Annotated in this window: 19 protein-coding genes; 5 read left to right on the forward strand and 14 right to left on the reverse strand. The window is 71.4% G+C overall.

Annotation, left to right across the window (positions count from 1 at the left end):
* Positions 1-448 precede the first annotated feature (448 nt).
* Positions 449-1,456 carry a stage II sporulation protein M gene (locus IF11_RS0109060; RefSeq protein WP_030350963.1) on the reverse strand — a complete coding sequence of 336 codons (1,008 nt, stop codon included), beginning with the start codon at positions 1,454-1,456 and terminating at the stop codon, positions 449-451.
* A 155-nt stretch (positions 1,457-1,611) separates the two neighbouring features.
* On the opposite strand from IF11_RS0109060, the gene IF11_RS0109065 reads away from it, so the two are divergent.
* On the forward strand, positions 1,612-2,526 hold the full coding sequence (locus tag IF11_RS0109065) for an RDD family protein (RefSeq protein WP_030350964.1): 915 nt from the start codon (positions 1,612-1,614) through the stop codon (positions 2,524-2,526).
* Between the two features lie 19 nt (positions 2,527-2,545).
* Here the strand turns inward: IF11_RS0109065 and IF11_RS0109070 are convergent, their stop codons facing one another.
* From IF11_RS0109070 to IF11_RS0109110, 9 genes are all read right to left on the reverse strand, one after another.
* On the reverse strand, positions 2,546-3,160 hold the full coding sequence (locus IF11_RS0109070) for a hypothetical protein (RefSeq protein ID WP_030350965.1): 615 nt from the start codon (positions 3,158-3,160) through the stop codon (positions 2,546-2,548).
* Positions 3,161-3,312: 152 nt separating this feature from the next.
* The gene (gene ahcY, locus IF11_RS0109075; RefSeq protein WP_030350966.1) at positions 3,313-4,770 is read right to left on the reverse strand and encodes an adenosylhomocysteinase; all 1,458 of its coding nucleotides are present in this window, start codon (positions 4,768-4,770) and stop codon (positions 3,313-3,315) included.
* A 256-nt stretch (positions 4,771-5,026) separates the two neighbouring features.
* Positions 5,027-6,004, reverse strand: coding sequence for a cation diffusion facilitator family transporter (locus IF11_RS0109080; protein WP_030350967.1), 978 nt, complete (start codon positions 6,002-6,004; stop codon positions 5,027-5,029).
* An 88-nt stretch (positions 6,005-6,092) separates the two neighbouring features.
* Positions 6,093-7,262: a mannose-6-phosphate isomerase, class I gene (gene manA, locus IF11_RS0109085; RefSeq protein WP_030350968.1), complete on the reverse strand. Its 1,170-nt coding sequence runs from the start codon at positions 7,260-7,262 to the stop codon at positions 6,093-6,095.
* A 175-nt stretch (positions 7,263-7,437) separates the two neighbouring features.
* Positions 7,438-8,625 (reverse strand): SIS domain-containing protein, encoded by a 1,188-nt coding sequence (locus IF11_RS0109090; protein WP_030350969.1) that lies wholly within the window; start codon positions 8,623-8,625, stop codon positions 7,438-7,440.
* 76 nt (positions 8,626-8,701) lie between these two features.
* Positions 8,702-8,884 (reverse strand): Trm112 family protein, encoded by a 183-nt coding sequence (locus IF11_RS0109095; RefSeq protein ID WP_030350970.1) that lies wholly within the window; start codon positions 8,882-8,884, stop codon positions 8,702-8,704.
* A 177-nt stretch (positions 8,885-9,061) separates the two neighbouring features.
* The gene (locus IF11_RS0109100) at positions 9,062-10,426 is read right to left on the reverse strand and encodes a phosphomannomutase/phosphoglucomutase (RefSeq protein ID WP_030350971.1); all 1,365 of its coding nucleotides are present in this window, start codon (positions 10,424-10,426) and stop codon (positions 9,062-9,064) included.
* Positions 10,427-10,575: 149 nt separating this feature from the next.
* The gene (locus IF11_RS0109105) at positions 10,576-12,192 is read right to left on the reverse strand and encodes an L-lactate permease (RefSeq protein ID WP_030350972.1); all 1,617 of its coding nucleotides are present in this window, start codon (positions 12,190-12,192) and stop codon (positions 10,576-10,578) included.
* A gap of 208 nt (positions 12,193-12,400) precedes the next feature.
* Positions 12,401-12,826, reverse strand: a complete 426-nt coding sequence (locus tag IF11_RS0109110; protein WP_078490573.1) for a DUF3499 domain-containing protein — start codon at positions 12,824-12,826, stop codon at positions 12,401-12,403.
* Between the two features lie 274 nt (positions 12,827-13,100).
* Between IF11_RS0109110 and IF11_RS0109115 the strand changes: the two genes are divergently transcribed.
* Positions 13,101-13,529 (forward strand): metallopeptidase family protein, encoded by a 429-nt coding sequence (locus IF11_RS0109115; RefSeq protein WP_078490574.1) that lies wholly within the window; start codon positions 13,101-13,103, stop codon positions 13,527-13,529.
* 67 nt (positions 13,530-13,596) lie between these two features.
* On the opposite strand, the gene IF11_RS0109120 is transcribed toward IF11_RS0109115, so the two are convergent.
* The 3 genes from IF11_RS0109120 to IF11_RS0109130 all read right to left on the reverse strand — a co-directional run bounded on the left by IF11_RS0109120 (position 13,597) and on the right by IF11_RS0109130 (position 19,562).
* Positions 13,597-15,156 (reverse strand): DUF5719 family protein, encoded by a 1,560-nt coding sequence (locus tag IF11_RS0109120; RefSeq protein ID WP_030350975.1) that lies wholly within the window; start codon positions 15,154-15,156, stop codon positions 13,597-13,599.
* Positions 15,153-19,058, reverse strand: a complete 3,906-nt coding sequence (locus tag IF11_RS0109125; protein ID WP_037727398.1) for a glycosyltransferase — start codon at positions 19,056-19,058, stop codon at positions 15,153-15,155. The genes IF11_RS0109120 and IF11_RS0109125 overlap by 4 nt, the downstream gene beginning before the upstream one ends.
* 240 nt (positions 19,059-19,298) lie before the next feature.
* On the reverse strand, positions 19,299-19,562 hold the full coding sequence (locus IF11_RS0109130; protein WP_014046372.1) for a WhiB family transcriptional regulator: 264 nt from the start codon (positions 19,560-19,562) through the stop codon (positions 19,299-19,301).
* Between the two features lie 709 nt (positions 19,563-20,271).
* Here IF11_RS0109130 and IF11_RS0109135 point away from each other — a divergent pair.
* From IF11_RS0109135 to IF11_RS0109145, 3 genes are all read left to right on the forward strand, one after another.
* Positions 20,272-20,772 (forward strand): cysteine dioxygenase, encoded by a 501-nt coding sequence (locus IF11_RS0109135; protein ID WP_030350977.1) that lies wholly within the window; start codon positions 20,272-20,274, stop codon positions 20,770-20,772.
* A 121-nt stretch (positions 20,773-20,893) separates the two neighbouring features.
* Entirely contained in the window at positions 20,894-21,850 is a 957-nt protein-coding gene (cofD, locus tag IF11_RS0109140) for a 2-phospho-L-lactate transferase (RefSeq protein ID WP_030350978.1), read from the forward strand.
* A complete protein-coding gene (locus IF11_RS0109145) occupies positions 21,847-23,139 on the forward strand; it encodes a coenzyme F420-0:L-glutamate ligase (RefSeq protein ID WP_030350979.1) in 1,293 nt (430 codons plus the stop codon). Before cofD ends, IF11_RS0109145 begins: the two co-directional genes overlap by 4 nt.
* Positions 23,140-23,148: 9 nt before the next feature.
* Here the strand turns inward: IF11_RS0109145 and IF11_RS0109150 are convergent, their stop codons facing one another.
* Entirely contained in the window at positions 23,149-24,153 is a 1,005-nt protein-coding gene (locus tag IF11_RS0109150; RefSeq protein ID WP_030350980.1) for a DNA-3-methyladenine glycosylase family protein, read from the reverse strand.
* Between the last annotated feature and the right edge of the window lie 537 nt (positions 24,154-24,690).

A 24,690-nucleotide genomic window follows, 5' to 3' on the forward strand; every position in this document is an offset into this window, starting at 1 on the left:
TCTCGGGCTTTCCTCCGGGCTTTTCCCTTCGGTCTTGCGTTTCCGACTCTATCAGACTCTTTCGTGTCCGATTCCCCGTCGGAGCGGGGCCGCCTTCCAGGTTTCCGCTTTCGCGTTTCCCTTTCCGGCGATTCCGACTCTATCAGATTCATTCGGCGTGTTCTGCTTCATGAATTCCGATGGCCTTTGGATTGGCCTTGCCTTTCGGCTGACCCGACTTTAGCAGAAGCATTTGGGCCGATCTCGTCGGCCTTGATGATCTGGAGTCGAATCGAAGGGGTCGCTTGGAAATTCGATTCCCATCGCGAGCCGCATAGAAATGATCAACTGCTCTCGAAGCATGTCCTACTTCGAGGCAACCGTTCAAATCTACCTCCCCACGTCAACCGTGTCAACGGTCGTTGTGGGGCGAAGAGGAGACTAACAGGTGTCGGCCGCGATACGCACATCAGGCCGCGACCGGGAGTTCGGCGCTGCGGTCCGTGGCATCCACGTCTCCCGTCTCGCCCGCTCGTACGGCCCGGCCGCCGAGGATGTAGACGTAAGCGAGGAAGGCCGCCTCGGCTGCTACGCCGATGGCGATCCGCGCCCATGTGGGGAGGCCGGACGGGGTCACGAAGCCCTCTATCAGGCCTGACACGAAAAGGACGAGCGCCAGGCCGATGGCCATGCCCAGTGCGGCCCGGCCCTGCTGGGCCATGGCGGTGCGGCGGCTGTACGGGCCCGGGTCGATCAGTGTCCAGCCGAGCCGGAGTCCCGTACCCGCGGCGACGAAGACCGCTGTCAGTTCCAGCAGGCCGTGCGGGAGGATCAGCCCGAGGAAGATGTCGAGGCGGCCGGCCGAGGACATCAGACCGATGCCGACTCCCAGGTTGAGCACATTGACGAAGAGGATCCAGATGACCGGGAGACAGAGGAAGGCGCCCAGGACGAGGCACATGGCGGCGGCCTGGGCGTTGTTCGTCCAGACCTGGGCCGCGAAGGACGCCGCCGGATGGCTTGAGTAGTACGTCTCGTACTCACCACCGGGCCGGGTCATCCGGCGCAGTTCGTCCGGGGCGGCGATCGCTGACTGGACCTCGGGGTGAGCTCCGATCCACCAGCCGATGACGGCGGCCAGGAGGGTGGAGAGGATCGCCGTCGGGATCCACCAGCGCCGGGAGCGGTAGACGGCCGCGGGAAAGCCGGCCGTCAGGAAGCGCGCGGCGTCGCGCCAGGTGGCCCGGCGCGCTCCGGTCACCGTGGCACGGGCTCGGGCCACGAGCTGGGTGAGGCGCGTGGTGAGCGCCGGGTCAGGGGCGGTGGACTGGATCAGGGAGAGATGAGTGGCCGTGCGCTGGTAGAGCGCGACGAGTTCATCGGCCTCGGCTCCGGTGAGACGGCGCCCCCGGTGCAGGAGATGATCCAGGCGGTCCCACTCGGCGCGGTGGGCTGTCACGAAGACATCGAGGTCCATGGTCGGCTGCTGCTCCAGGCACTGGGTGCGTACGGTCCGTACTACTGCGCGGCCAGCGCACCGCTGTCACTGCCACTGCCGCGACGCGCTGCGGGCCAGCTTGGCAGACTGAGGTCTTCAGGGGCAGAGAAGGTCCGGCGATGGGTGGGGCACCGGTGGATGAGCTTGTGACGGGCGACGCGGTGGTACTCGGGCTGCGCCCGGCGAGGCTGCCGAGCCGGGCGCTGGCGGTGGCGATCGACCTGGTGGTCGCGTGGACGGCCTATCTGCTCGTGTCAGTCGGAATCGCTCTGTCGACGGGCGCCCTGGACGAGGCGGCGGTCATGGCCCTGTCCATCGCGGCGTTTCTGCTGGTGCTGGTGGGCGGTCCGATCGCTGTCGAGACTCTCAGCCATGGACGTTCGCTGGGAAAGCTGGCCTGTGGACTGCGCGTAGTACGGGACGACGGCGGCCCCATCCGGTTCCGGCACGCGCTCGTGCGCGGGGCGATGGGGGTCGTGGAGATCCTGCTGTCGTTCGGAGTCGTCGCCTGTATCGCGTCGCTCGTCTCGGCGCGGGGCCGGCGGATCGGGGACGTCTTCGCGGGAACCCTGGTCGTACGGGAGCGGGTGCCGGTGACGCACCCGGCCATGGTCCCGCCGCCCCCGCCGTGGCTCGCGGGACGGTTCGCGGAGCTGGACCTGTCCGCCGTGCCGGACGATCTGTGGCTCGCGATACGCCAGTACCTGACGAGGATGGGGCAGCTCGACGCCGGGGTGAGCTGGTCGATGGCCGAGCGGCTCGCGGGTGATCTGGCGGCACGTACCGGGGCTCCGGCGCCGCAGGGGATCCCCTCGGGCGCCTATCTGGCCGCCGTCGTGCATGAGCGGCAGGCCCGGGACGCCCGACGGGCCTTCGGAGCCCCCCTCGGCCCGACCCCCGCCCCGGTGGCGTATTCGGTCCCCGCCCAGGTCCCCGCCTCTACCCCTCTCCAGGTCCCGGCTCCGGCTCCGTCCCCCACACCCGCTCACACACCCACACCGTCCGAAGCCGGGTCTCCCCCGGCCACCGGGTTCGCCCCGCCGGCGTAGGCATTGGGCAGGGCCCGGGTCAGGGCAGGACGGACGGCGGGGATTCCAGGTCTTCGAGCTCGATACCTGGGGCCGAGAGCACCACGTCTCCGGCGAGGTGAATCGTGTGCTGTTCCCCCGTGTCCAGGGCGCTGACCTGGTACTCGTCCACTGTCAGGGGTCCGTTGTCAGTGGCGTGCGCTTCACTGTTCACCAGGGCCCAGGACTGATCGAGAGTACGGGGAGCGAGGACGGGATCCGTGAAGGCGACGAGGCGTACGCGGGTCGCGGGGGAGCCGGGGGTGAGACGAAGAAGTCGCGCGGTCGCGACAAGGAACGCGGGGGAGGTGCCGGTGAAGGCATGGGCGCGGACGTTGCCTTCGGTGGCATGGGTGCCGGTGGGGTCGGTACGGACCCAGGTGACGCCGTCGAGGGCGGCGCCACGGATCTGCCAGCTCGCGGCGTGGAGCTGAAGACGGATGGGGCGGCCGAGCTCGTCGAGGGCCAGATCGACGGAGCCGGAGTGGTCGCCGGAGGGGGTGGTGATCTGAGAGACATAGCGCCAGCCGGAGGGGCCGGGCGCGCAGTGGAAGTGTTCGTCACCGAGAGGAGCGTGATCGTGCGGATCATGGAGCGAATAACGGCCGCGGGGCATGGGGGCTTTCCGGTCCTTCGGGTCCTCGGCGTCTGACGCTCTTCCTCGCCGCGCACGGGACAGGCCCCCGACACGGGGGTGCGGGGGCCTGTCCGTAACCACGGAGGTACCTACGGGGTACCTACGGAGGGTGCGTCAGTACAGAGGGTGTGTCAGTAGCGGTAGTGGTCGGGCTTGTACGGGCCTTCTACCTCGACGCCGATGTAGGCGGCCTGCTCCGGGCGGAGCGTCGTCAGCTTCACACCGAGCGCGTCGAGGTGGAGCCGGGCGACCTTCTCGTCCAGGTGCTTGGGGAGCACGTAGACATCGGTCGGGTACTCCTCCGGCTTGGTGAACAGCTCGATCTGGGCCAGGGTCTGGTCCGCGAACGAGTTGGACATCACGAAGGAGGGGTGGCCGGTCGCGTTGCCCAGGTTCAGCAGGCGGCCCTCGGACAGGACGATCAGCGTCTTGCCGTCCGGGAAGGTCCAGGTGTGGACCTGCGGCTTGACCTCGTCCTTGACGATGCCGTCGATCTTGGCGAGGCCAGCCATGTCGATCTCGTTGTCGAAGTGACCGATGTTTCCGACGATCGCCTGGTGCTTCATCTTGGCCATGTCCGAGGCCATGATGATGTCCTTGTTGCCCGTGGTGGTCACGAAGATGTCGGCGATACCGACGACATCGTCGAGCGTGGAGACCTGGTAGCCGTCCATCGCCGCCTGGAGGGCGCAGATCGGGTCGATCTCCGTGATGATCACGCGAGCGCCCTGGCCGCGCAGCGACTCCGCGCAGCCCTTGCCGACGTCGCCGTAGCCGAAGACGACCGCGACCTTGCCGCCGATGAGGACGTCGGTGGCGCGGTTGATGCCGTCGATCAGGGAGTGGCGGCAGCCGTACTTGTTGTCGAACTTGGACTTGGTGACCGCGTCGTTGACGTTGATCGCCGGGAAGAGGAGGGAGCCGTCGCGGTGCATCTCGTACAGCCGGTGCACGCCGGTGGTGGTCTCTTCGGTGACACCGCGGATCTCGGACGCCAGACGGGTCCACTTCTGCGGGTTCTCGGAGAGGGTGCGGTTCAGCAGACGGAGGATGTAGCTGTACTCCTCGCTGTCCGCGGTGGCCGGGTCGGGGGCCGCGCCGGCCTTCTCGAACTCGACGCCCTTGTGCACGAGGAGGGTGGCGTCACCACCGTCGTCGAGGATCATGTTCGGACCGCCGGTGGGCGAGTTCGGCCACGTCAGGGCCTGCTCCGTGCACCACCAGTACTCCTCCAGCGTCTCGCCCTTCCAGGCGAAGACCGGGACACCCTGGGGGTTGTCGGCGGTGCCCTCGGGACCGACCGCGATGGCGGCAGCGGCGTGGTCCTGGGTGGAGAAGATGTTGCAGGACGCCCAGCGGACCTCGGCACCGAGGGCCGTCAGGGTCTCGATGAGGACCGCGGTCTGCACGGTCATGTGCAGGGAGCCGGTGACACGGGCGCCGGCCAGCGGCTGGGACGCCGCGTACTCCTTGCGGATCGACATCAGACCGGGCATCTCGTGCTCGGCGAGGGTGATCTCCTTGCGGCCGAACTCGGCGAGCGAGAGATCGGCGACCTTGAAGTCCTGTCGGTTGGCGACAGTCGTCATAACGAGCTGCTCCTCGTAAATCGGGTCGAGGGTGGGTACGTACGGCTGGCTCTGCGGCGGCGGGCATACGAATGCCCGAGCCCCCGCGGCGCAGTCCGTCGGAGGCCCTCTCTCCCTCGGCCGGTCCGCAACTGCGGGCCGCCCGACCGCCATCAGCAGCGACGTCTGGCTCTGCAGACGAATCTACACCGACCGGCCCAGGGGCCCACAGCCGAACGGAAAAGGGATCATGAAGGGATCGGGGAGTGACCAGGACTCAGTGGGTGGTGCCGGGCGTCGCACCGCCCTGGTCCTTGGCGGGGTTGGTGCCCGCCGCGGCGGCCGACTCGCTGAAGATGTCCGGCTCCAGATAGATCACCCGGGCGATCGGGACCGCCTCGCGGATCCGGGCCTCGGCCGCGTTGATGGCCTGGGCGATCTCGCCGGCGGTGTCGTCGTGCTCGACCGCGATCTTGGCGGCGACCAGCAGTTCCTCGGGACCGAGGTGGAGCGTACGCATGTGGATGATGCCGGTCACCACATCGCCGTCGACGAGCGCGTTCTTGATCTTCTCCACGTCCTCGGTGCCCGCGGCCTCGCCGAGGAGCAGGGACTTCGTCTCGGCCGCCAGTACCAGCGCGATGAGGATGAGGAGGATGCCGATGCAGAGGGTGCCGATGCCGTCCCAGACGCCGTTGCCGGTCCCCAGGGCGAGCCCCACACCGGCCAGGGCGAGTACGAGACCGACGAGCGCGCCGAGGTCCTCCAGGAGCACGACGGGGAGTTCGGGGGCCTTGGCGCGGCGGACGAACTGCGTCCAGGACAGCGAGCCGCGCGTGGCGTTCGACTCCTTGATGGCTGTACGGAACGAGAAACCCTCCGCGATGATCGCGAAGACGAGCACACCGACCGGCCAGTACCAGGCCTCGATCTCGTGGGGGTGCTTGATCTTCTCGTAGCCCTCGTAGATGGCGAACATGCCACCGACCGAGAACAGCACGATCGAGACGAGGAAGGCATAGATATAGCGCTCACGGCCGTAGCCGAAGGGGTGTTGCGGGGTCGCCTCGCGCTTCGCCTTCTTGCCGCCGAGCAGCAGCAGCCCCTGGTTGCCGGAGTCGGCGACGGAGTGCACGCTCTCCGCGAGCATCGACGACGAACCACTGAAGAGGAACGCCACGAACTTGGCTACTGCGATCGCGAGGTTGGCGGCGAGCGCCGCCACGATCGCCTTGGTTCCGCCTGACGCGCTCATTGGGTGCGAGGTGTCCCTTCATCGGTGCCGCGGCCCTGGCGCCGCGGTACGGCGGGACATTGTTGCAGCCGCCGGGAAGGCCGGTGCATCAGACCACCACTGTGGCCCGGAACACGGTGCCCGTACCGGACAGTTCGGCCTTCTCGCCCGCCGCGACGAAGACCGAGCCGCCGGGCGACAGCTCGATGTCGTTCGCCTGCGGCGTGCCCGCTGTGCAGAGCAGGATCTGGGGCGTCGCGGCGGTGACGTCGCGCGGCTCGGCGCCGGGCGCGAGGGCGTAGCGGGAGAGCCTGAACTCGTCGATGGGGGTCTCGTACAGCTCCTCGCCCGTGGGCGACGCCTCCGGACGCAGGACACCGGGGTCGGTGGCCTCGAAGCGCACGACACGGAGCAGTTCGGGCACGTCCACGTGCTTGGGGGTGAGTCCGCAGCGCAGGACGTTGTCCGAGGTGGCCATGATCTCGACGCCGAGACCGTTGAGATAGGCGTGCGGGACGCCCGCGCCGAGGAAGAGCGCCTCGCCCGGCTGGAGTTGTACGTAGTTGAGCAGCATGGCGGCGATGACGCCCGGGTCGCCGGGGTAGTGGTGCGCGATCGACGCATACGGCGCGTAGTCGCCGCCGAGCCGGTCCGCCGCCGCGGCGGCCTCGGTGACGGTGACGGCCATCTCGTCCGGATCGGCGCTGAGGACGGCGGTCAGCACCTCGCGCAGCGCGGCCTCTTCGGGGTGGGCCCGCAGGAGGTCGACGTACGGCTTGAGTGAGTCGACGTCCAGCCGCGCGAGCAGCTCGGCGGTCGCCTCCGGGGCGCGGAAGCCGCACAGGCCGTCGAAGGGCGTGAGCGCGCAGATCATTTCGGGCTTGTGGTTGGCGTCCTTGTAATTACGGTGGGGCGCGTCGATCGGGACACCGCGCCGCTCCTCCGCCTCGTACCCCTCCTTCGCCTGGGCGAGGTCGGGGTGGACCTGGAGGGAGAGCGGGGAGCCGGCGGCGAGGAGCTTGAGGAGGAAGGGCAGACGAGGGCCGAACTTCCGGACCGCGGCCGCGCCGAGCTCCGCCTCGGGGTCGGCGTCGATGACGGCGGAGAGCGCCTGTTCACCGGAGCCATGGCCCCGGTCGAGACGGGACGGGGCTCCCGGGTGGGCGCCCATCCACATCTCGGCCTGGGGCTCACCCGTGGGAGCGGTGCCGAGCAGCTCCGGGATGGCGGTCGTCGAGCCCCAGGCGTAGGGGCGCACGGTGTTGAAGAGGCGGTCCATGGGGTGAGCTTTCTCGTACGGGGTGACGGAACGGCGGCGTGCGGTGGCGGCACGGATGTGGCGACGGTGAAGGTGTGATGAAGACGGTGATGGAGAGCTGGTCAGAGAATGTGGGGCCAGGTTCGGCTCACGGTCATGTAGGGCCGGGTTCGGCTCACGCGGGAGTGGCCCCGGCTTACGCGGGGGCGGCCCCCGCGAGGGCCAGATAGACCGTGGCGAAGTCGGTGACCGCGACCAGCTCGGCGAGGGCCTCCAGCTCACTGCCCTCTTCGGGCTCCAGTTCGCTGATGGCCGTGTCATGGCCGAGGGCGAGTTCGCGGGCGGCGGGGGCCGCGGTCAGACCGCCCGCCGGGCGGTCCCGGAGCAGGACGACACGGGCACGCCACGCCTGCGCCTCCTCGACCCGGTCACGGAAGAAGTCGTCGGGGTCGGCGGCGCCGCCCGCGAAGTGTCCGGCGAGCAGCGCGCTGTGTGCCGGGAGGGCTTCGGGCAGTTCGGCGGCGAGGGCGGGGCGACCGGTCAGTTCGGCCAGTACGGCGGCGAAGCGGCGCCCCGCGGGGGCGGCCACCGGGCCCTCCGTCCAGACCAGCGGGAGGCTGTCGGCCAGCTCGGCGGCGAGGGTCTTGGCGGGGTTGCTGTACGTGGCGATGGCCGGCCCGCAGCGTTCGGCGGTGAGGTCCAGCCGGTCGGCGACGAGTTGGAGGGTCTCGGCCGGCGCGGTGACCAGCCCGACGCGGTCCAGGAGCGCGAGCAGCGGGACGAGCAGGGCCCACAGCGGGCCGGGGCCGGCTACCGGCGTCTCCTCGGGCTCGTACCACTCATCGGAGCCGTTCTGCCCGTACGAGCCGTTCTGCCCGTACTGGCCGTTCGGTGCCGTCGCCATCGGGACCATCAGTCCGTGCGTCCCGCCGACGACCTCGCTCAACGGCGACTGGCGCGGGGCGACGGCGACGACCGTACAGCCGCGGCGGTACGCCTGCTCGGCGAGGAGCGCGAGGCCGGGCTCGCTGCCGTCCGTGGTGGCGATCAGCAGCAGGTCCACGGGGCCGGCCCAGCCCGGGAGCGCCCAGCGCAGCGCGCCCGCCGCGGCGGCGACGCCGGTGGGGCGGAGCCGGGTGACGGGCGCGGCGTTCGTCGTGAGCGCGGTGATCAGATCGGCGACGCCGGTCGCGGCGGCGCCGGAACCGGCGATCAGCACGGCGCGCGGGCGGCCTTCCGGTGCGAGTCCGGCGATACCGGCCTCCGCGGTGTGCCGAAGGGCGGTACGCACTCTCGCCCCGGCCTCCGCCGCGCCGCGCAGCAGACCGTTGCGGTCGGCGTCGGCGAGGGCGTCGGGAGCGTCGAGCAACGACTCGTCGAGCATGGGGATGGGCCTCCGATCGCCGGGCGCGGGCCTCGCGGGCACGGGGCGCGGGGCGTTGTGGGCAGCGCTTGCTTGGTCAGGCGGGGCGGCGTGCCTCGTCGACGAGGAGGACCGGGATGTCGTCCCGTACCGGATAGGCCAGGCCGCAGTCCTCGCCGGTGCAGATCAGCTCGGGGGTCTCTGCCGCGGTGCGGTCGCTGAGCGGCGCGTGGCAGGCCGGACAGGCGAGGATCTCCAGAAGGCCGGCTTCGAGCGGCATGGGGTTGGGGTCCCTTCGTGCGGGTGGATCGGGCCATGTCAGCGTACCGCCGGGCGCTGTCCGGCGGGGACCGCCGGCCGCGGGCCGGGCCGGGCGGGACCGTCGCCGGCCGGACCGCCGCCGGACGATCACCCACCGGCCGCCCGGACACGCCCGACAGGCCTTAGCGGCGAATCGCTACGTGCGGATCAGCGCCAGCGCCTCGTCCCTGACCCGCTCCATCGTCGCCGCGTCGCGCGCCTCGACGTTCAGGCGCAGCAGCGGCTCCGTGTTGGAGGGACGGAGGTTGAACCACCAGTCCGCGCCCGTCACCGTCAGCCCGTCCAGTTCGTCGAACGTGACGTCGTCGCGGGAGGCGAAGGACGCGCGTACCGCCGCCGTGCGGGCCGCCTGGTCGTCGACCGTGGAGTTGATCTCGCCGGAGCCCGCGTAGCGGTCGTACGAGGCGACCAGCTCGGACAGCGGTCCCCGCTGGCCGCCGAGCGCCGCCAGCACATGGAGCGCGGCGAGCATGCCGGTGTCGGCGTTCCAGAAGTCGCGGAAGTAGTAGTGCGCGGAGTGCTCGCCGCCGAAGACCGCTCCCGTACGGGCCATCTCCTGCTTGATGAAGGAGTGTCCGACGCGGGTGCGTACGGGCGTGCCGCCGTGTTCCCTGACGACCTGGGGGACCGACCAGGAGGTGATCAGGTTGTGGATGATCGTGCCGCCGGGGTACTTGGCCAGCTCGCGCGCCGCGACCAGGGCGGTGATCGCCGACGGGGAGACGCCCTGGCCCCGCTCGTCGACGACGAAGCAGCGGTCGGCGTCGCCGTCGAAGGCGAGTCCCAGGTCGGCGCCCTCGGCCAGGACGCGGGCCTGGAGGTCCACGATGTTCTTCGGGTCGAGCGGGTTGGCCTCGTGGTTCGGGAACGTACCGTCCAGCTCGAAGTACATCGGCACCACGTCGAGCGGCAGATCCGCGAAGACCGTCGGGACGGTGTGCCCGCCCATCCCGTTGCCCGCGTCCACGACGACCTTCAGCGGGCGGATCGCCGAAACGTCGACCAGGGACAGCAGATACGCGGCGTAGTCCGTGAGCGTGTCCCGCTGCCCGAGGTGTCCGGGCTTGGTCACCGAGGCGGGTGCGCCGTCGGTCAGCCAGCCCTCGGCCAGCGCGCGGATCTCCGCCAGCCCGGTGTCCTGGCCGACCGGCGCCGCGCCGGCCCGGCACATCTTGATGCCGTTGTACTGGGCCGGGTTGTGCGACGCGGTGAACATGGCGCCGGGCATGTCCATGTCGCCCGACGCGAAGTACAGCTGGTCGGTGGAGCACAGTCCGATGATCGTGGCGTCGGCTCCGCGCGAGACGGCGCCCCGGGCGAAGCTCGACGCCAGACCGGGCGAGGAGGGCCGCATGTCATGGCCGATCACGATCGCTCCGGCGCCGGTGACCTCGACGAAGGCGGCGCCGAAGAGCTCCGCGAGCCGGTCGTCCAGTTGATCGGGGTACACCCCTCGCACGTCGTACGCCTTCACGATCTGCGACAAATCGGCCACGGCCAACGCCTCCAGAAGTTCCTGTCACCGCGATCTGCTCACCGCGGTCTGCTCACCACGGTCTGCGCGGTCTGCTGCGATCCGCTGCGGTCGGCTTCAAACTACCCGCCGGCCGCCTCTCGACGGTCCGGCGGACAGCCGTAAGTCCCTAAACCTCAGGGAAGCATCCACCCCAGCACGGCGGTGCTCTGCCCCAGCACGATCAGGCACATCACCAGCAACAGGGCCAGGCTCCAGGGCAGTACCTTGCGCAGCAGATCCCCTTCCTTGCCCGCGAGTCCGACCGCCGCGCACGCGATCGTCAGGTTCTGCGGCGAGATCATCTTGCCGAGCACTCCCCCGGAGCTGTTCGCCGCGGCCAGCAGCTCGGGCGACAGGCCGGACTGGGCCGCCGCCGTCACCTGGAGCGCGCCGAACAGCGCGTTGGCCGAGGTGTCCGAGCCCGAGACCGCGACGCCGAACCACCCCAGGATCGGTGAGAGGAACGCGAGTCCCGCGCCCGCCGCGGCGACGAAGTGGCCGATGGTGCCTGCCTGTCCGGACAGATTCATGACGTACGCGAGGGCCAGTACGGAGGTGACGGTGAGGATCGCGTACCGCAGTTCGTACACGGTCGCCGCCCACTCCCGCGCCGCGTCCCCCGCGCGTACGCCGAGGACGACGACCGTGAAGAGACCGGCGAGCAGCACGAGCGTGCCGCCGGTCGCGACGAGGGGCAGGGAGAAGACATTGGCGCCGACGCGGTTCCCGTCCGGGTCCGCGGCGTCGAGGAACGGCCAGTCGAACACCCTCGTGGCCCTGGCCAGCGTCTCCTTGACCGGCGGGATCTGGGCGATGGAGAAGATCACCACGATCAGTGCGTACGGGGCGTAGGCGCGCAGCACTTCGGGGCGCGGGTCCTCGCGGTCCAGGTCCTCGCTCCGTACGCCCGTGAGCACCGCGGCGCGCACCGGCTCCGCCGCGGGCCTACGGGCCGACGGTACGGCCACCAGCGCCGCCGCTCCGGCCAGCGCGGCGCCGATGTCGGCGAGTTGGGCGGAGACGTAGTTGGCGGCGAGGAACTGCGCGGCGGCGAAGGCGACTCCGCAGGCCAGCGCGGGCGCCCAGGTCTCGCGCAGCCCCCGCCGGCCGTCGACGAGCCAGACCAGCACGAGCGGTACGACGAGCGCGAGCAGTGGGGTCTGCCGGCCGACGACCGACGCGACGGTGTCCAGCGGCAGATCGGTGACCTGCGCGAGCGTCACCACGGGGGTGCCCATCGCGCCGAACGCCACGGGCGCGGTGTTGGCGACGAGCGAGACGACGGCGGCCTTGACCGGGGAGAAGCCGAGCGCCACCAGCATCACCGAGCAGATGGCCACCGGCGCCCCGAAGCCCGCGAGCGCTTCGAGCAGCGCGCCGAAACAGAAGGCGATGACGAGTGCCTGGATACGGGGGTCGTCGGAGAGCCGTCCGAACGAGCGCCGCAGGATGTCGAAATGCTGGGTACGGACCGTCATCCGGTACACCCAGAGGGCGTTGACGACGATCCACATGATCGGGAAGAGCCCGAAGAGCGCTCCCTGGGCGCCGGCCGAGAGGGTCTGGCCGAGGGGCATACCGAAGACGAGCCAGCCGACCAGCACGGCGACGGCGAGACCGATGACCCCCGCGCGGTGGGCTTTCATACGGAGGGCACCGAGCAGGATCAGTACGGTGGCCAGCGGGAGGGCGGCGACGAGGGCGGAGAGGGCGAGCGAGTCGGCGACGGGTTCCAGTTGCTGTACGTACACGACAGTCCTCCGGATTCCGCGATACGGAAAGCGATCTCTCACGGGTGGAGGAATGGTCGTGTCCACGCCAAGGCGAGGTCAATGGCCCGTACAGGATCTGTACCGGAAAGCCGGAAAGTGCGCCGATCAAAGGCCGGTCAATGGCCGGTGAACGAAGGGTGCCGACGAAGCGGAGAAGAGCGTTGCTCAGGGCTCAGCCGCTCAGGGCTCAGGGCTCAGGGGAGCGCAGCACTCGCAGATGCCCCCGGCGCCCGCCCTCCGTCGGATCCACCCCGCGTGCGCCGTTGCCACCGCCCCCGGCCGCGCGCTCCTGCGGGCGTGCGGCTTCACGTACGGCGTTGGCGAGCGCCTCCAGATCGTCACCGCTCGGGCGCGCCGGAGCCGAGCCGTCCGTCAGGCGGACGACCTCCCAGCCGCGCGGAGCCGTCAGCCGCTCGCTGTGTTCCGCACACAGGTCGTAGCAATGAGGCTCGGCGTAGGTGGCGAGCGGGCCGAGGACCGCGGTCGAGTCGGCATAGACGTACGTCAGTGTCGCGACAGCAGGGCGGCCGCACGCGGTGCGCGAACAGCGACGTACAGGGCTCACGATGTTGGACGGTACCGCACTCTTGAGCGGGCCGCGACGACTCCCCACCAGGTCACTCGCCCGTGTCGCGGCGCGATATCCCGCCCAACTTGGCCGGAAGTAACTGCCCTGACCTGCATGGAAAGAAGAGTGACCGAGCGACGACACTCCGTTACCCGGTCACGACTTGGGGCAAAAGCCGTCAATGACGGCGAGAGCGGTGATCGTGGGGACGCCTGGAATCGAGCCCAAGCTTGGCCTGAATGCTCAATATGCGACATGCCGCACGAGGGGGCGGCAGCCGCGATATCCGCGGGGCGGGGAGGGCTACCCTGCGTCAGTGATGGACAGTCCTGTACCGCCCCGCCCGACCGAACCACGGCCGCGCCGCCGCGACCGTCACGGCCGCGGTATGCGTGGGCCCGTCGCCCCGCCCCAGGTGCCGCTCTCGACCAGCCGCTCCGAGTCCTTCCGCGATCTCGTGCGGGACTCCGTGGACCGGCTGGAGCGGCGCTGGCCCCAGCTGGCCGAGGTGGATTTCGTGGTCATGGAGGTGCCGACCCCGCAGGACGACACCGTGCCGCTCGGCAGCTCGGTCCCGGCCGGCAAGGACCACCCGGCGCGAATCCTGGTCTACCGGCGGCCCGTGGAGATCCGTACCAAGAACCGCGACGACCGCGCGCTGCTGGTGCACGAGGTCGTGGTCGAGCAGGTCGCGGAACTGCTGGGGCTGGCGCCCGAGTCCGTCGATCCCCGGTACGGGCAGGAATGAGAGCGGACAGCCCCGACGCAACCTAGTGCCGCGACGGGGCAAACATTGCCGGTCGCGGCACTAGCTGCTAGCTGCCGTCGTCCAGGATCGACAGGTCCTCCTTGGCCTTCGGTACGGACACGGTCCCCCGGTCGTCCGGCAGCGTCTGGACCGTGAACATCGGAACCCCGTCCTCCGGCAGCGCCAGCGTGCGCGCCGCGTGGACCGGACCGCCGCCCGGCTCCGGCTCGACCGTCAGCGCGTACGAGCCCTTCAGCCCGGCCGGCACCGGCGGGGTGACCGCCAGGGTCGTACCGCCCTTGACCGTGTACGTCTTCTCGGCCGGCTCGCCGCCCCCGGTCCCCGCCGAGGCCGTGACCTTGACCTTCGCGGTCGCGCCCGGCGCGGTCAGGGAGAGCGTCGAGCCCTTGGCACGGTTGTCGGCGACGGTCGACCGCGACGCGATCGGCGCGGTCGCCGGGATGAACGCGATCTCCCGCTTGTCGCCCTTGCCGCGCACCACGCGCAGCGCCGCGACCACCGGGGCCGCGCGCCCGCCCTCGGCCGGGGTGAGGATCAGCGAACCCGCCTGGCCCTTGGTGATGTCCGCCAGTTCGAGGGTCGCCGTCATCTGCGACTTGATGTGCAGGCTCTCGCTGCCCGCCGGGGTGATCGTGCCGTCGGCGCCCGCCAGTTGCACCTTCAGGTCGGCGTCGTCGGAACCCGTCGCGAACGCCACGAGCCGCACGTCGGTCGCGTCCGCCGGGATTCCGGGGAGCACCAGCCGCGACGCCGGGTCCGCCGCGGCGGCCAGCCAGTCGCTGCCCCCCGCGCTGTCCGCCACGCGCACCGCCGCGCCGACCCGGCCGGAGCGGGTGGTGACATGGACGGTCACATCGGCCGCGGCCTCGGTGGTGAGCGTGGAGAGCAGCACCGGCACGCTGGCCCTGGCGGGCACCGGAATGCCCTCGCCCACCTCCGACTTGACCGCGCCGTCCTTGCCGTACAGCTCGATGTCGGCGACGGCGGCGGTGTCGTCGGGGTTGGTGAGATGGACGTAGTCCTGGCGCGACCTCTCGGTGCTCGCGCCGGGGAACCAGAAGTCCGTGTCCGGGGCCGTGCAGGTCAGACCGAGCACGCCGCGCGCGTCGCCGACGCTGACCATGGTGGTCTGCTGGGTGGTCCAGCCGGGCGCGAACCGGCCGGTGGCGGTGCCGACGAGAGCGGGTGCCTCGGCGCCGCTCGCCTCGACGGAGACGGGCTTGCCGGGCTCCTTCAGGCTGACGAACGGCTTGTCCTTCGCCGGGTCCTTCTTCGCGCCCGCCACGTCCCCCCCGTCCTTCGCCTTGTCGTCGGAGGCGCCCGCGTCGGCGGGATCGACCAACGTGACGACGGACTCCATCAGTTCGGCCGAGCCCGCCGTCCCGGCGTCGGCCGTGCCCGCCGGTGTGATGGAGGTGTACGTCGTCTCCGCGACGTCCGAGACACTCGGCGCCGGGCAGAGCTGGCTGGTGCGCTCCACGGGCAGCTTGGCCGGGGTCTGGGCGGCCGCCGTGCCCCCCGTGTCGGGCGCGGTCAGGGCGGCGAAGCCGGTGACGGCGGCGAGGGCGGTGGCGACCGCGATGAGGGAGAGAGTCGTACGGTTCACTGGTTACTGCTCCCGTCGGGGCGCTGGCGCTGTTCGTTCTCCGTGCCGTCGGCGTAGGGCTGCTGGGGCCGCGGTGGTTCCTGAGGCTGCTGAGCTTGCTGTGGCTGCTGAGCCTGCTGGCCGTAGCCGTACGGGTCGTACTGCGACGGGTCGTACTGCCCTTCCTGGTACTGGCCTTCGCCTTGGTACTGGCCTTCGCCTTGGTACTGGCCTTCGCCTTGGTACTGGCCGGCGGGGTACTGGCCCTCCTGGTACGGATCCGCCGGGTACTGCTGGTACGACTGCTGCTGATACGGCTGCTGGTACTGGCCCTCGCCGTACTGTTCGCCGTACTGCCGCTCGTTCGGGTACTGAGCTTGCGTGTAGTCCGCGCCCGCGTACGTGTTGGCGTCCCACTCGCCGTACGGGGGCTGCTGGGGCACCGCCCCGTACGCCGACTGCTGCTCACCCTCGCCGACTTGGCCCTGTCCGCCTCCGTACGGCTCCTCAACAGGCTTGGCAGGCGCGGCGGGAGGAGAGGCCGGAGGGGCGGCGGGCGTCGGCGGAACGGCCGGCTGCTGCGCGGTCGCGTACTCCCCCGTCACGTCCGTCTCCCCCGTCTCTCCCGTCTCCAGTCCCTCGGCCTCCGCCGCCGCACGCAGCCTGCGTGCGCGCCGGCCCTCGCCCGCCACCGGCTGCGCCGGGATCTCGATGTCCTCGTCGGGCAGGTCGTCGTCGATCTCCCGGCGGCGCCCCGGCAGGGCGAGCACCAACAGGACGACGGCGAGCGCGCCCTGTGCCCAGATCCACGCGGTGTGCGTGATCGGGTCCTCGTACGTGAGGTCGAGACGGCCGCCCTCGGCGGGCAGTTCGAAGCCCTGGGCCCAGCCGTCGACGGTCTTCTTCGTCAGCACCTTGCCGTCGAGCGTGGCCTGCCAGCCCTCGGCGGCCCGGTCCGCGATCCGCAGCACCCGCCCGGAGGCGCCCGCCGGGATCTTCGTGTGCGCCTCGACCGGCGCGGACGCGACGGCCAGTGGCTCGCCCTCGCCCTTGCCGTCGACGATCGTGGCCCGCGAGATCTGCCGGTCGACGCGCCACAGGGCGCTGCCGTCGAGCTGGCTCAGCCGGGTCAGCCCCGGGGTGGCGTCCAGGACCCGGCTGGTCTGGCGCGGCACGCCGTCCCGTACGAGTACGTAGCGGATCGCGAAGCCGCTGAGCTGGTCGGTCTGGTCGGCGCCGGAGCCCGCGACCAGGTTGGCGACGACCTTGTCGAGCCGCGGATCGCCACCGCCCGAAGCGGTCAGTTCGGCGTCTCCGAGCCGGCCGCCCGAGCCGCGCACCAGTGAGTACGAGACCTCGGCCGCCGACGTACCGCCGAGGACGAGCGTGCGCGGCTGGTCGCGGGTGATGCTCTCCTCCGCGACGAACGCGGGGACCTGCACCGGGTCGCGGCGCTCCAGCGGTCCGGCCGCGCCGCTGATCATCCAGCCGAAGGCGGCCAGCAGCGGCGCGAGACCCGCCGCGACGGCGATGAGTACGGCGACGGGCTGGCGCCAGCCGAAGCTCTCCGCGGCGACGCGCTCCCGGGCCCCGTCCGCGCCGAGCACGGCCGCCGCGATCAGCGCGAGTCCGTAGAGCAGGGTGGCGGGTCCGGCCCAGCCGGAGTTGTTGGTGAGTACGGCGAAGACCAGCGCGAGGATCGCGACGGCCCAGGCCGAGCGGATCGCGAACTGCCGTTCGCCGCGCAGCAGCGCCGCCAGCGCGGCGAACACGATCCCGAGGAGCAGGATGCCGCCGGCCGCCTTGGGCCCGCCGGGGCTGATGCCGAGCAGATCGAGCGCGGACGCCGTGCCCGTACCGAACTCCAGCCCGGCCTCCCGCAGGAAGGCGGACGGCGAGGTGAGCAGCGAGAGCGACCAGGGCGCCAGCAGCAGCAGGGGGGTGCCGAGACCGGCGAGGACGCGCGGTCCGTACGCGGCGAGGTCGTCGCGGCGCAGCGCCAGGACACCGAGGCCGAGCAGCAGCGCCACCGGCCATACGACCGGGGTGAAGGCCATCGCGAACGTCAGCAGGAAGGCGTACGCCCAGGTGGCGCGCCAGCTGCCGCGGCTCTCCCCGCTCGCGACGCCGCCCGCCCCGCCGCGCATCCCGTACGCGGCGACGGCGGTACGGGCGATCAGCGGCAGCAGGACGGCGAGGACGGCCGTACCGAGTCGTCCGGTGGCCAGCGCGCCGGTCGCGGCGGGCAGGAAGGCGTACGCGATGCTCGCCCAGGCCCGCAGCAGCCGCGATTCGACCAGCGGCCGTGAGGCGAAGTAGGCGGTGACTCCCGCCAGCGGGACCGAGCAGACGAGAAGAAGGGTCAGCGCGAAGCCGGTGGAGCCGAGGAACAGCGCGGAGAGCGCGGCGAGCACGGCGAGATAGGGGGGCGCGGTCTCGGTGACGCCCGTACCGACGGGATGCCAGCCGTCGGCGTAGCGCGACCAGAGGTCGGAGACATCGGCGGGCGCGGGCAGCAGTGCGCCGCCGGCCAGCGCGCCGCCGCCGAAGAGTCCGCGGCAGGCGATGAGCGAGACGAGCAGCAGGATCCCGAAGAGGACGGGGCCGGGCTTGTGCGCGAGCTTCTTCAGCCGGGCGAACTGCTCGATCTCCATGAAGTCGGCGTCGTCACCGCCGGGCCCCGACTCGACGGCGCCGTGCCGTGAGCCGCCCGCGTCGGCGTCCGAGTCGCCGCCGAGGCTGCCGGCGATCTGCTCGACCGTGGCCCGGACGGTGGCGCCGGGCGGCGGGAAGAGCGGACGCAGCTCGGCCGCCTCGACGACGCCCTTGCCGCGCTGCCGCCGGGCGCTGACGATCCTGCCCGGCCGCAGCAGGGTGCCGGAGAGCCCCATCACTTCGTCGACGGCCTGTCCCGGCGCCTTGCCGACGAGATAGGCGAGCGTGCGCAGCAGGGTGCCGACGACAAGACGGAGCAGTACGTAGGGGAGGACGGCGGCCCGCGCGTTGACGAGCATCGTGTAGACGGCGCCGGCCTTGTCGACGCGGTGCGGGTTGACGACGGAGCGGCCCGCGCAGTCGACCGTACGGCGCTCCCGGGCGGCGGCCTCGGCGTGCCGCAGGACGGCGTCGGGGGCGACGAGCACCCGGTGGCCGGCGGCGTGTGCGCGCCAGCACAGGTCCACGTCGTCGCGCATCAGCGGGAGCCGGCGGTCGAAGCCGCCGAGTTCGTCCCATACGTCGCGCCGGATGAGCATGCCGGCGCTGGAGACGGAGAGGACGGTACGGACCTGGTCGTGCTGGCCCTGGTCCTGTTCGCGCCGGTCGAGTCCGGTCCAGCGGCGTCCGCTGTTGGCGATGGAGACGCCGACTTCGAGGAGCTGCTTGCGGTCGTACCAGCCGCGCAGTTTGGGCCCGACGACCGCCGCGTACTGGTCGGAGTCGGCGACACGCAGCAGCTCGGCGAGCGCGTCGGGGTCGGGCGCGCAGTCGTCGTGCAGGAGCCAGAGCCACTGCACCGGTTCGCCGTGCGGCAGTTCTGGCATGTCGTACGTGTCGTCGCGCCAGCTCCGGGTCACCGGGTCCCAGCCGCTGGGCCGCTTCAGATACGGCAGATCGTCGGGCGTGAGCACCCCGGCGGTGCGTACCGCCTCGTCCACGGCCGTACCGAATCCGGACCGGCGCGCGAGATGCAGGACGCGTTCCGCGCCGAGGGCTTCGGTGAGCAGCCGGGCGGAGTCGTCGGCGCTGCCGGTGTCGGCTGCCATGACGTTCTGTACGGGTCGTTCCTGGCCCAGCAGCCCTGCGAGGGCGTCGGGCAGCCAGCGCGCACCGTCGTGGGCGACGAGCACCGCGGTCACGACGTGCCGCGGGAACTCGGGGGCGGTGGCGGTGGCGGAAACGAACGCGGCGGTGGTGGGGGACATTGAGGTAGCGGGCCCTCCGGCCGGGGGGTCGCCCCGAAGGGGCGTGGGAGCGTCTCGGACGGGGCCCCACACTAACGGTAGGGGGGAGGGGCGGCGGACGGGCGGGAAACACAACGGTCCGCCGTCTGCGGGGAGGTGCAGACTGCGGACCGTGCCATACATAGGGGGTGCTGCCGGTCGTGGCGTGCGGCCGGCCGGTCTTCGGCCCCGGCCACCGCGACCGGGCGGGCCGGGCGGCGGTCAGATCGCGGCCTTCTTCAGCCGACGCCGTTCGCGCTCCGACAAGCCGCCCCAGATACCGAATCGCTCGTCATTGGCGAGGGCATACTCAAGGCATTCGGATCGGACCTCACAGGCGAGACAGACCTTCTTGGCCTCACGCGTCGAACCGCCCTTCTCGGGGAAGAAGGACTCGGGATCTGTCTGGGCGCACAAGGCGCGCTCCTGCCAGCCGAGTTCCTCGTCCGCGTCCTCGACCAGCAGTTGCTGGAACAGCTCGGTCATGTGCGCCCCTCGTCTGTCTTTTGCGTCCCCGTGATGTGGCCGCTATCGATTTCGGCCGAACGACACGAGTGAAATTACAAGTGTGTGGCTCCGGTCCGGTCAAGCCGAGATCTGCTATTGGGCCCGGTATTCACTCTGCGGAACCAAGGCTATGCGGAAAGTGTTCAAATCACCAAAAACCTGACACATGCCACTGGCCTGTTCGCATCCACCCCCTTCCCGACAAGAGAGACGCCGAGATCCGCAACCTTGTTGCGGATCACCCCCGGGAAGCGATCCGGATCACAGTCTGATCACGAGGGCGTGAAGGTGTTTACGAGCACGGTCGCTGCCCCATGTGTCCGCGCCCACCGTCACCCAAACCGCTCCGCCATCGGATCAACCGGATGAGGTGAAACATTACGGCCAAATCGGCCATTGAGTTGACATCCGTAACCGGATTCGCAACCTTTGTTTCCATGCCAGCGAACCCCGCGCCCACCGCGACCCACCTCCGTGGATTCCGCAGCGCTCTCCGGGCCCGCTGTCGCTGTTCCAGCTCCGCCTGCTGTTGACGCCCCCGGGCTCCGGCCGTTCATCCCGCTCCTCCTGATCACCCTTCCGTGATCTCCCGCGCGTCTGACCCGCGTTTCCTCGCGATTCCCCCGCGATTCCACGCACTCGTCGCGTCCCCGCCGCACACCTTTTCTGCCGAGGAACCACCGCCCCCATGAACAGCGACAGCGACCTCCAGATCGCCGGCGACCTCCTTGAGGTCCCGCACCTTCTCCAGCCCGCCCGGGAGCACCCGGCGACGGTCGCCGAGTTCGCGGGCCTCGCGCGCGCCCTCGCGGCCGACCGCGCGCAGTGGGCCCCGCTCGTCCAGTACGACGCCGGCAGCCGCTGGTACCACCGGCTGCGCACCGGACCCGGCTATGAGGTGTGGCTGCTCTCCTGGGTGCCGGGCCAGGGCAGCGGATCGCACGACCACGGCCGGTCCTCGGGCGTACTGACCGTGCTCGCCGGTGAGCTGACGGAGCGTTCGGAGAGCGGGAGCCGCGCCCTCGCGCCGGGCGCGCAGCGGGTCTTCGCGCCGGGCTATGTCCATGAGGTGGTCAACGACGCGATCGAGCCGGCCGTGAGTCTGCACATCTACTACCCGGGTCTGACCGAGATGCCCATGCACTCCGCGCGCTGCGCCCCGGCGGCCCAGGATGTCGTACCCGCCTGACATGCCCACCCGTCGCCCGACCACCGCCCCTCAACGATCAGCCTGCGGCTGACAGACTGGCCCACCCGTCGCCCGACCACCGCCCCTCAACGATCAGCCTGCGGCTGACAGACTGTTCTCTATGCGCATTGTGGTTCTGGCCGGCGGCATCGGCGGCGCCCGTTTCCTGCGCGGCCTCAAGCAGGCCGCGCCGGACGCGGACGTCACGGTGATCGGCAACACCGGCGACGACATCCATCTGTTCGGGCTGAAGGTCTGCCCGGACCTCGACACGGTGATGTACACCCTCGGCGGTGGCATCAATGAAGAACAGGGCTGGGGGCGTACGGACGAGACGTTCCAGGTCAAGACGGAGCTCGCGGCGTACGGCGTGGGGCCCGAGTGGTTCGGCCTCGGCGACCGCGACTTCGCCACGCATATCGTCCGTACGCAGATGCTCGGCGCGGGCTATCCGCTGAGCGCCGTCACCGAGGCGCTCTGTGCCCGCTGGAAGCCCGGCGTACGGCTGCTGCCCATGTCGGACGACCGCGTCGAGACGCATGTCGCCGTCGACGTGGACGGCGAGCGCAAGGCCGTGCACTTCCAGGAGTACTGGGTGAAGATGCGGGCGTCCGTCGACGCCCAGGCGGTCGTCCCGGTCGGCGCCGACCAGGCCAAGCCTGCACCGGGGGTGCTGGAGGCGATCGCCGCCGCCGATGTCATTCTCTTCCCGCCGTCCAACCCCGTGGTCAGCATCGGCACGATCCTGGCCGTGCCCGGTATCCGGGAGGCCATCGCCGAGGCGGGCGTTCCGGTCGTCGGCCTCTCCCCCATCGTCGGGAACGCGCCGGTGCGCGGGATGGCCGACAAGGTGCTCGCCGCGATCGGCGTCGAGTCGACGGCCCAGGCCGTCGCCCTGCACTACGGCTCCGGGCTGCTCGACGGCTGGCTGGTCGACACCGTGGACGCCGCGGCGGTGGCCGGGGTCGAGAGCGCGGGGATCCGCAGCCGCGCCGTCCCGCTGATGATGACGGACCTGGACGCGACCGCCGCGATGGCCCGTGAGGCGCTGGCGCTGGCCGAGGAGGTACGGGCATGACGTCGTACCGCGTCCGCGCCCTGCCCGGACTGCCGGAGGTCCGGCCCGGCGACGACCTCGCCAAGCTGATCGTGGCCGCCGGTCCCGGGCTGGTCGACGGCGATGTCCTGCTGGTCACCTCGAAGATCGTCTCCAAGGCGGAGGGCCGGATCCTCGCGGCCACGGACCGCGAGGCGGCGATCGACGCGGAGACCGTACGGGTCGTCGCGCGTCGCGGGCCCCTCCGTATTGTCGAGAACAAGCAGGGTCTGGTCATGGCGGCGGCCGGGGTCGACGCCTCCAACACCGCTGCCGGAACAGTGCTGTTGCTGCCGGAGGACTCCGACGCCTCGGCCCGGACGATCCGGGAGGGGCTGCGCGACGCGCTCGGTGTGGACGTCGGGGTGATCGTCACCGACACCTTCGGGCGGCCCTGGCGCAACGGCCTCACCGATGTGGCGATCGGGGCAGCGGGCGTGCGCGTCCTGGAGGACCTGCGCGGCGGGACCGACGCCCAGGGCAACCCGCTGAACGCGACCGTCATCGCCCTCGCCGACGAACTGGCCGCCGCCGGTGACCTGGTGAAGGGCAAGGCCGAGGGGCTGCCGGTCGCCGTGGTGAGCGGCCTGGGCCACCTCGTCGGCGACACGGACACGGACGCGCGGGCGATGGTGCGGGTCGCGGCGGACGACATGTTCCGGCTCGGCACGTCCGAGGCGGTACGGGAAGCGGTCACCCAGCGCCGTACGGTCCGGGAGTTCACGGACGAGCCGGTCGACCCGGGCGCGGTCCGGCGCGCGGTCACGGCCGCCGTCACCGCCCCGGCGCCGCATCACACGACACCGTGGCGGTTCGTCCTCCTGGAGTCGCCCGAGTCGCGGCTGCGTCTCCTCGACGCCATGCGCGACGCCTGGATCGCGGACCTGCGCCGCGACGGCAAGTCGGAGGAGTCCATCGCCAAGCGCGTGCGCCGCGGCGACCTCCTGCGCAAGGCGCCGTATCTGGTGGTGCCGTGCCTGGTGACGGACGGCTCGCACACCTACGGCGACGCCCGGCGCGACGGGGCGGAGCGCGAGATGTTCGTGGTCGCCATGGGCGCGGGCGTGCAGAACTTCCTGGTGGCGCTGGCGGGTGAGCGGCTCGGCTCCGCGTGGGTCTCTTCGACGATGTTCTGCCGGGAGGTCGTACGGGACGTGCTGGACCTGCCCGAGGGCTGGGACCCGATGGGCGCGGTGGCGGTGGGCCACGCGGCCGCCCCGCCGAGGGACCGCCCGGCGCGCTCGCCGGAGTCCTTCCTCACGGTGCGGTAGCCGGTTTTCTCACAGCCGCGCGATGTTCCGGACCTCCATCCGGGGCGCCCGGCGGGCCGGGGTCCGTCCGCTCAGCAGGATCAGCCGGGTCGCGCGGTGCCGCTGGCCGGCGTACGGGGCGAGGAGTTCGAGCATCGCCGCGTCGTCGGCGTCCCGGTCGCCCGCGAGCGCGTGGCCGATGATGCCGGGGAGATGCAGATCGCCGACGGTGACGGCGTCGGGGGCGCCGTTGGAGCGCTGCACGACCTCGGCGGCGGTCCACGGGCCGATCCCCGGGATCAGCTCCAGCCGGGCGGCGGCACGCTCCGGCTCCATCGCCGCGGCCTCCTCCATCCGCCGTGCGACCCGGACGGCGCGCAGGATCGTCGAGGAGCGCTTGGCATCGACACCGGCCTTGTGCCACTCCCAGGAGGGGATCATCGCCCACGTCCGCGCGTCGGGCATGACGTACAGCTGATCGCCGTACCCGGGGCCCGGGGCGGGTCCCGGCGCGGGCTCGCCGTGCTTGCGCACCAGGATGCGCCAGGCGCGGTACGCCTCGACGGTGGTGACCTTCTGCTCCAGCACGGACGGGATCAGCGACTCCAGCACCAGCCCGGTACGGCAGAGCCGCAGGCCGGGCCGTCGCCGCTGGGCCTCGACGACGAGGCGGTGGCGGGGGACGAACGCGTCCGGGTCGTCGCCCGCGCCGAGCAGCTCCGGGAGCTGATCCAGCATCCACGCGGCGCCGGCGCCCCACGCCTCGGCCTCCACGACCCCACCGCGCCGCACGACCCGCAGAGTGCCGGGGCCGGCGGGCGTGCGGGAGGCACGCCATACGGAACCGTCCGGGTACGCGCGAAAGGTCGGATCGGCGGGCCCCCGCCGAAGCGGCCCGAGGACGAGCCCGAGGTCGTAGGGCTCGGGGGGAGTCCACTGCCGCCGTATGCCTGCGGGGTCCGCGGGGTCCGCGGGGTCCGCGTTACGCGGACGGCGCGGGCTGGGCACGGGGCGTTGTGCGAAGCGGCCTGCCACGGTTGAGGTCCTCGGGGGTCGGGGTCACCCCCGAGGCTATGCGGTGCGCCGTCCGGCGGGGGTGCCGGGTGCGCATCCGGCGGGGTGCCGGGTGCGGGGTGCGTTGTGGTGCGGGGTGCCGGGCGCGGGGTGCCGGGCGCGTTGTGGTGCAGGTCGCGGTGGGTGGTGCCGGGTGCCGGGGCCTCCGGAGGTCCGTGTCCGGACTGCTTTCCTCACCGCGCTCCGCGCGAGCTGCGACGCTTTACGTCCGGACACGCACCTCGCCCCGCCGGGTGCGGGAGAGTGCCGCCGCCTCCCCCGCCCGCCCTCGCGCACGGCCGGGCCGCCTGTGCGGGCGGCGAAGGGGGGCGCGCAGGGGTCGTGTCCGGGACACTAAAGCGTGATTTGTGGCGCACGAACGCCCGAACCCATCGTCAGGCCAGCTGCGCGCCGTAAATCGAACCACCGGCCCCAGGCCACAGCCGACCGCACCCCCGACCACGACCCGCACCCGGAAACCGGCACCAGCCACGACGACCTCAACCCGCGCAGCGCCCC

The sequence above is a fragment of the Streptomyces scopuliridis RB72 genome (genome assembly GCF_000718095.1).
In the GTDB taxonomy this organism is placed as follows: domain Bacteria; phylum Actinomycetota; class Actinomycetes; order Streptomycetales; family Streptomycetaceae; genus Streptomyces; species Streptomyces scopuliridis.

Excerpts from the sequence above, each read along its gene's own strand:
- IF11_RS0109060 (WP_030350963.1), bottom strand. The coding sequence starts at position 1,456 with ATGGACCTCGATGTCTTCGTGACAGCCCACCGCGCCGAGTGGGACCGC.
- IF11_RS0109070 (WP_030350965.1), bottom strand. The coding sequence starts at position 3,160 with ATGCCCCGCGGCCGTTATTCGCTCCATGATCCGCACGATCACGCTCCT.
- ahcY (WP_030350966.1), bottom strand. The coding sequence starts at position 4,770 with ATGACGACTGTCGCCAACCGACAGGACTTCAAGGTCGCCGATCTCTCG.
- IF11_RS0109080 (WP_030350967.1), bottom strand. The coding sequence starts at position 6,004 with ATGAGCGCGTCAGGCGGAACCAAGGCGATCGTGGCGGCGCTCGCCGCC.
- manA (WP_030350968.1), bottom strand. The coding sequence starts at position 7,262 with ATGGACCGCCTCTTCAACACCGTGCGCCCCTACGCCTGGGGCTCGACG.
- IF11_RS0109090 (WP_030350969.1), bottom strand. The coding sequence starts at position 8,625 with ATGCTCGACGAGTCGTTGCTCGACGCTCCCGACGCCCTCGCCGACGCC.
- IF11_RS0109095 (WP_030350970.1), bottom strand. The coding sequence starts at position 8,884 with ATGCCGCTCGAAGCCGGCCTTCTGGAGATCCTCGCCTGTCCGGCCTGC.
- IF11_RS0109115 (WP_078490574.1), top strand. The coding sequence starts at position 13,101 with ATGGACAGTCCTGTACCGCCCCGCCCGACCGAACCACGGCCGCGCCGC.
- IF11_RS0109125 (WP_037727398.1), bottom strand. The coding sequence starts at position 19,058 with ATGTCCCCCACCACCGCCGCGTTCGTTTCCGCCACCGCCACCGCCCCC.
- IF11_RS0109130 (WP_014046372.1), bottom strand. The coding sequence starts at position 19,562 with ATGACCGAGCTGTTCCAGCAACTGCTGGTCGAGGACGCGGACGAGGAA.
- IF11_RS0109135 (WP_030350977.1), top strand. The coding sequence starts at position 20,272 with ATGAACAGCGACAGCGACCTCCAGATCGCCGGCGACCTCCTTGAGGTC.
- cofD (WP_030350978.1), top strand. The coding sequence starts at position 20,894 with ATGCGCATTGTGGTTCTGGCCGGCGGCATCGGCGGCGCCCGTTTCCTG.
- IF11_RS0109145 (WP_030350979.1), top strand. The coding sequence starts at position 21,847 with ATGACGTCGTACCGCGTCCGCGCCCTGCCCGGACTGCCGGAGGTCCGG.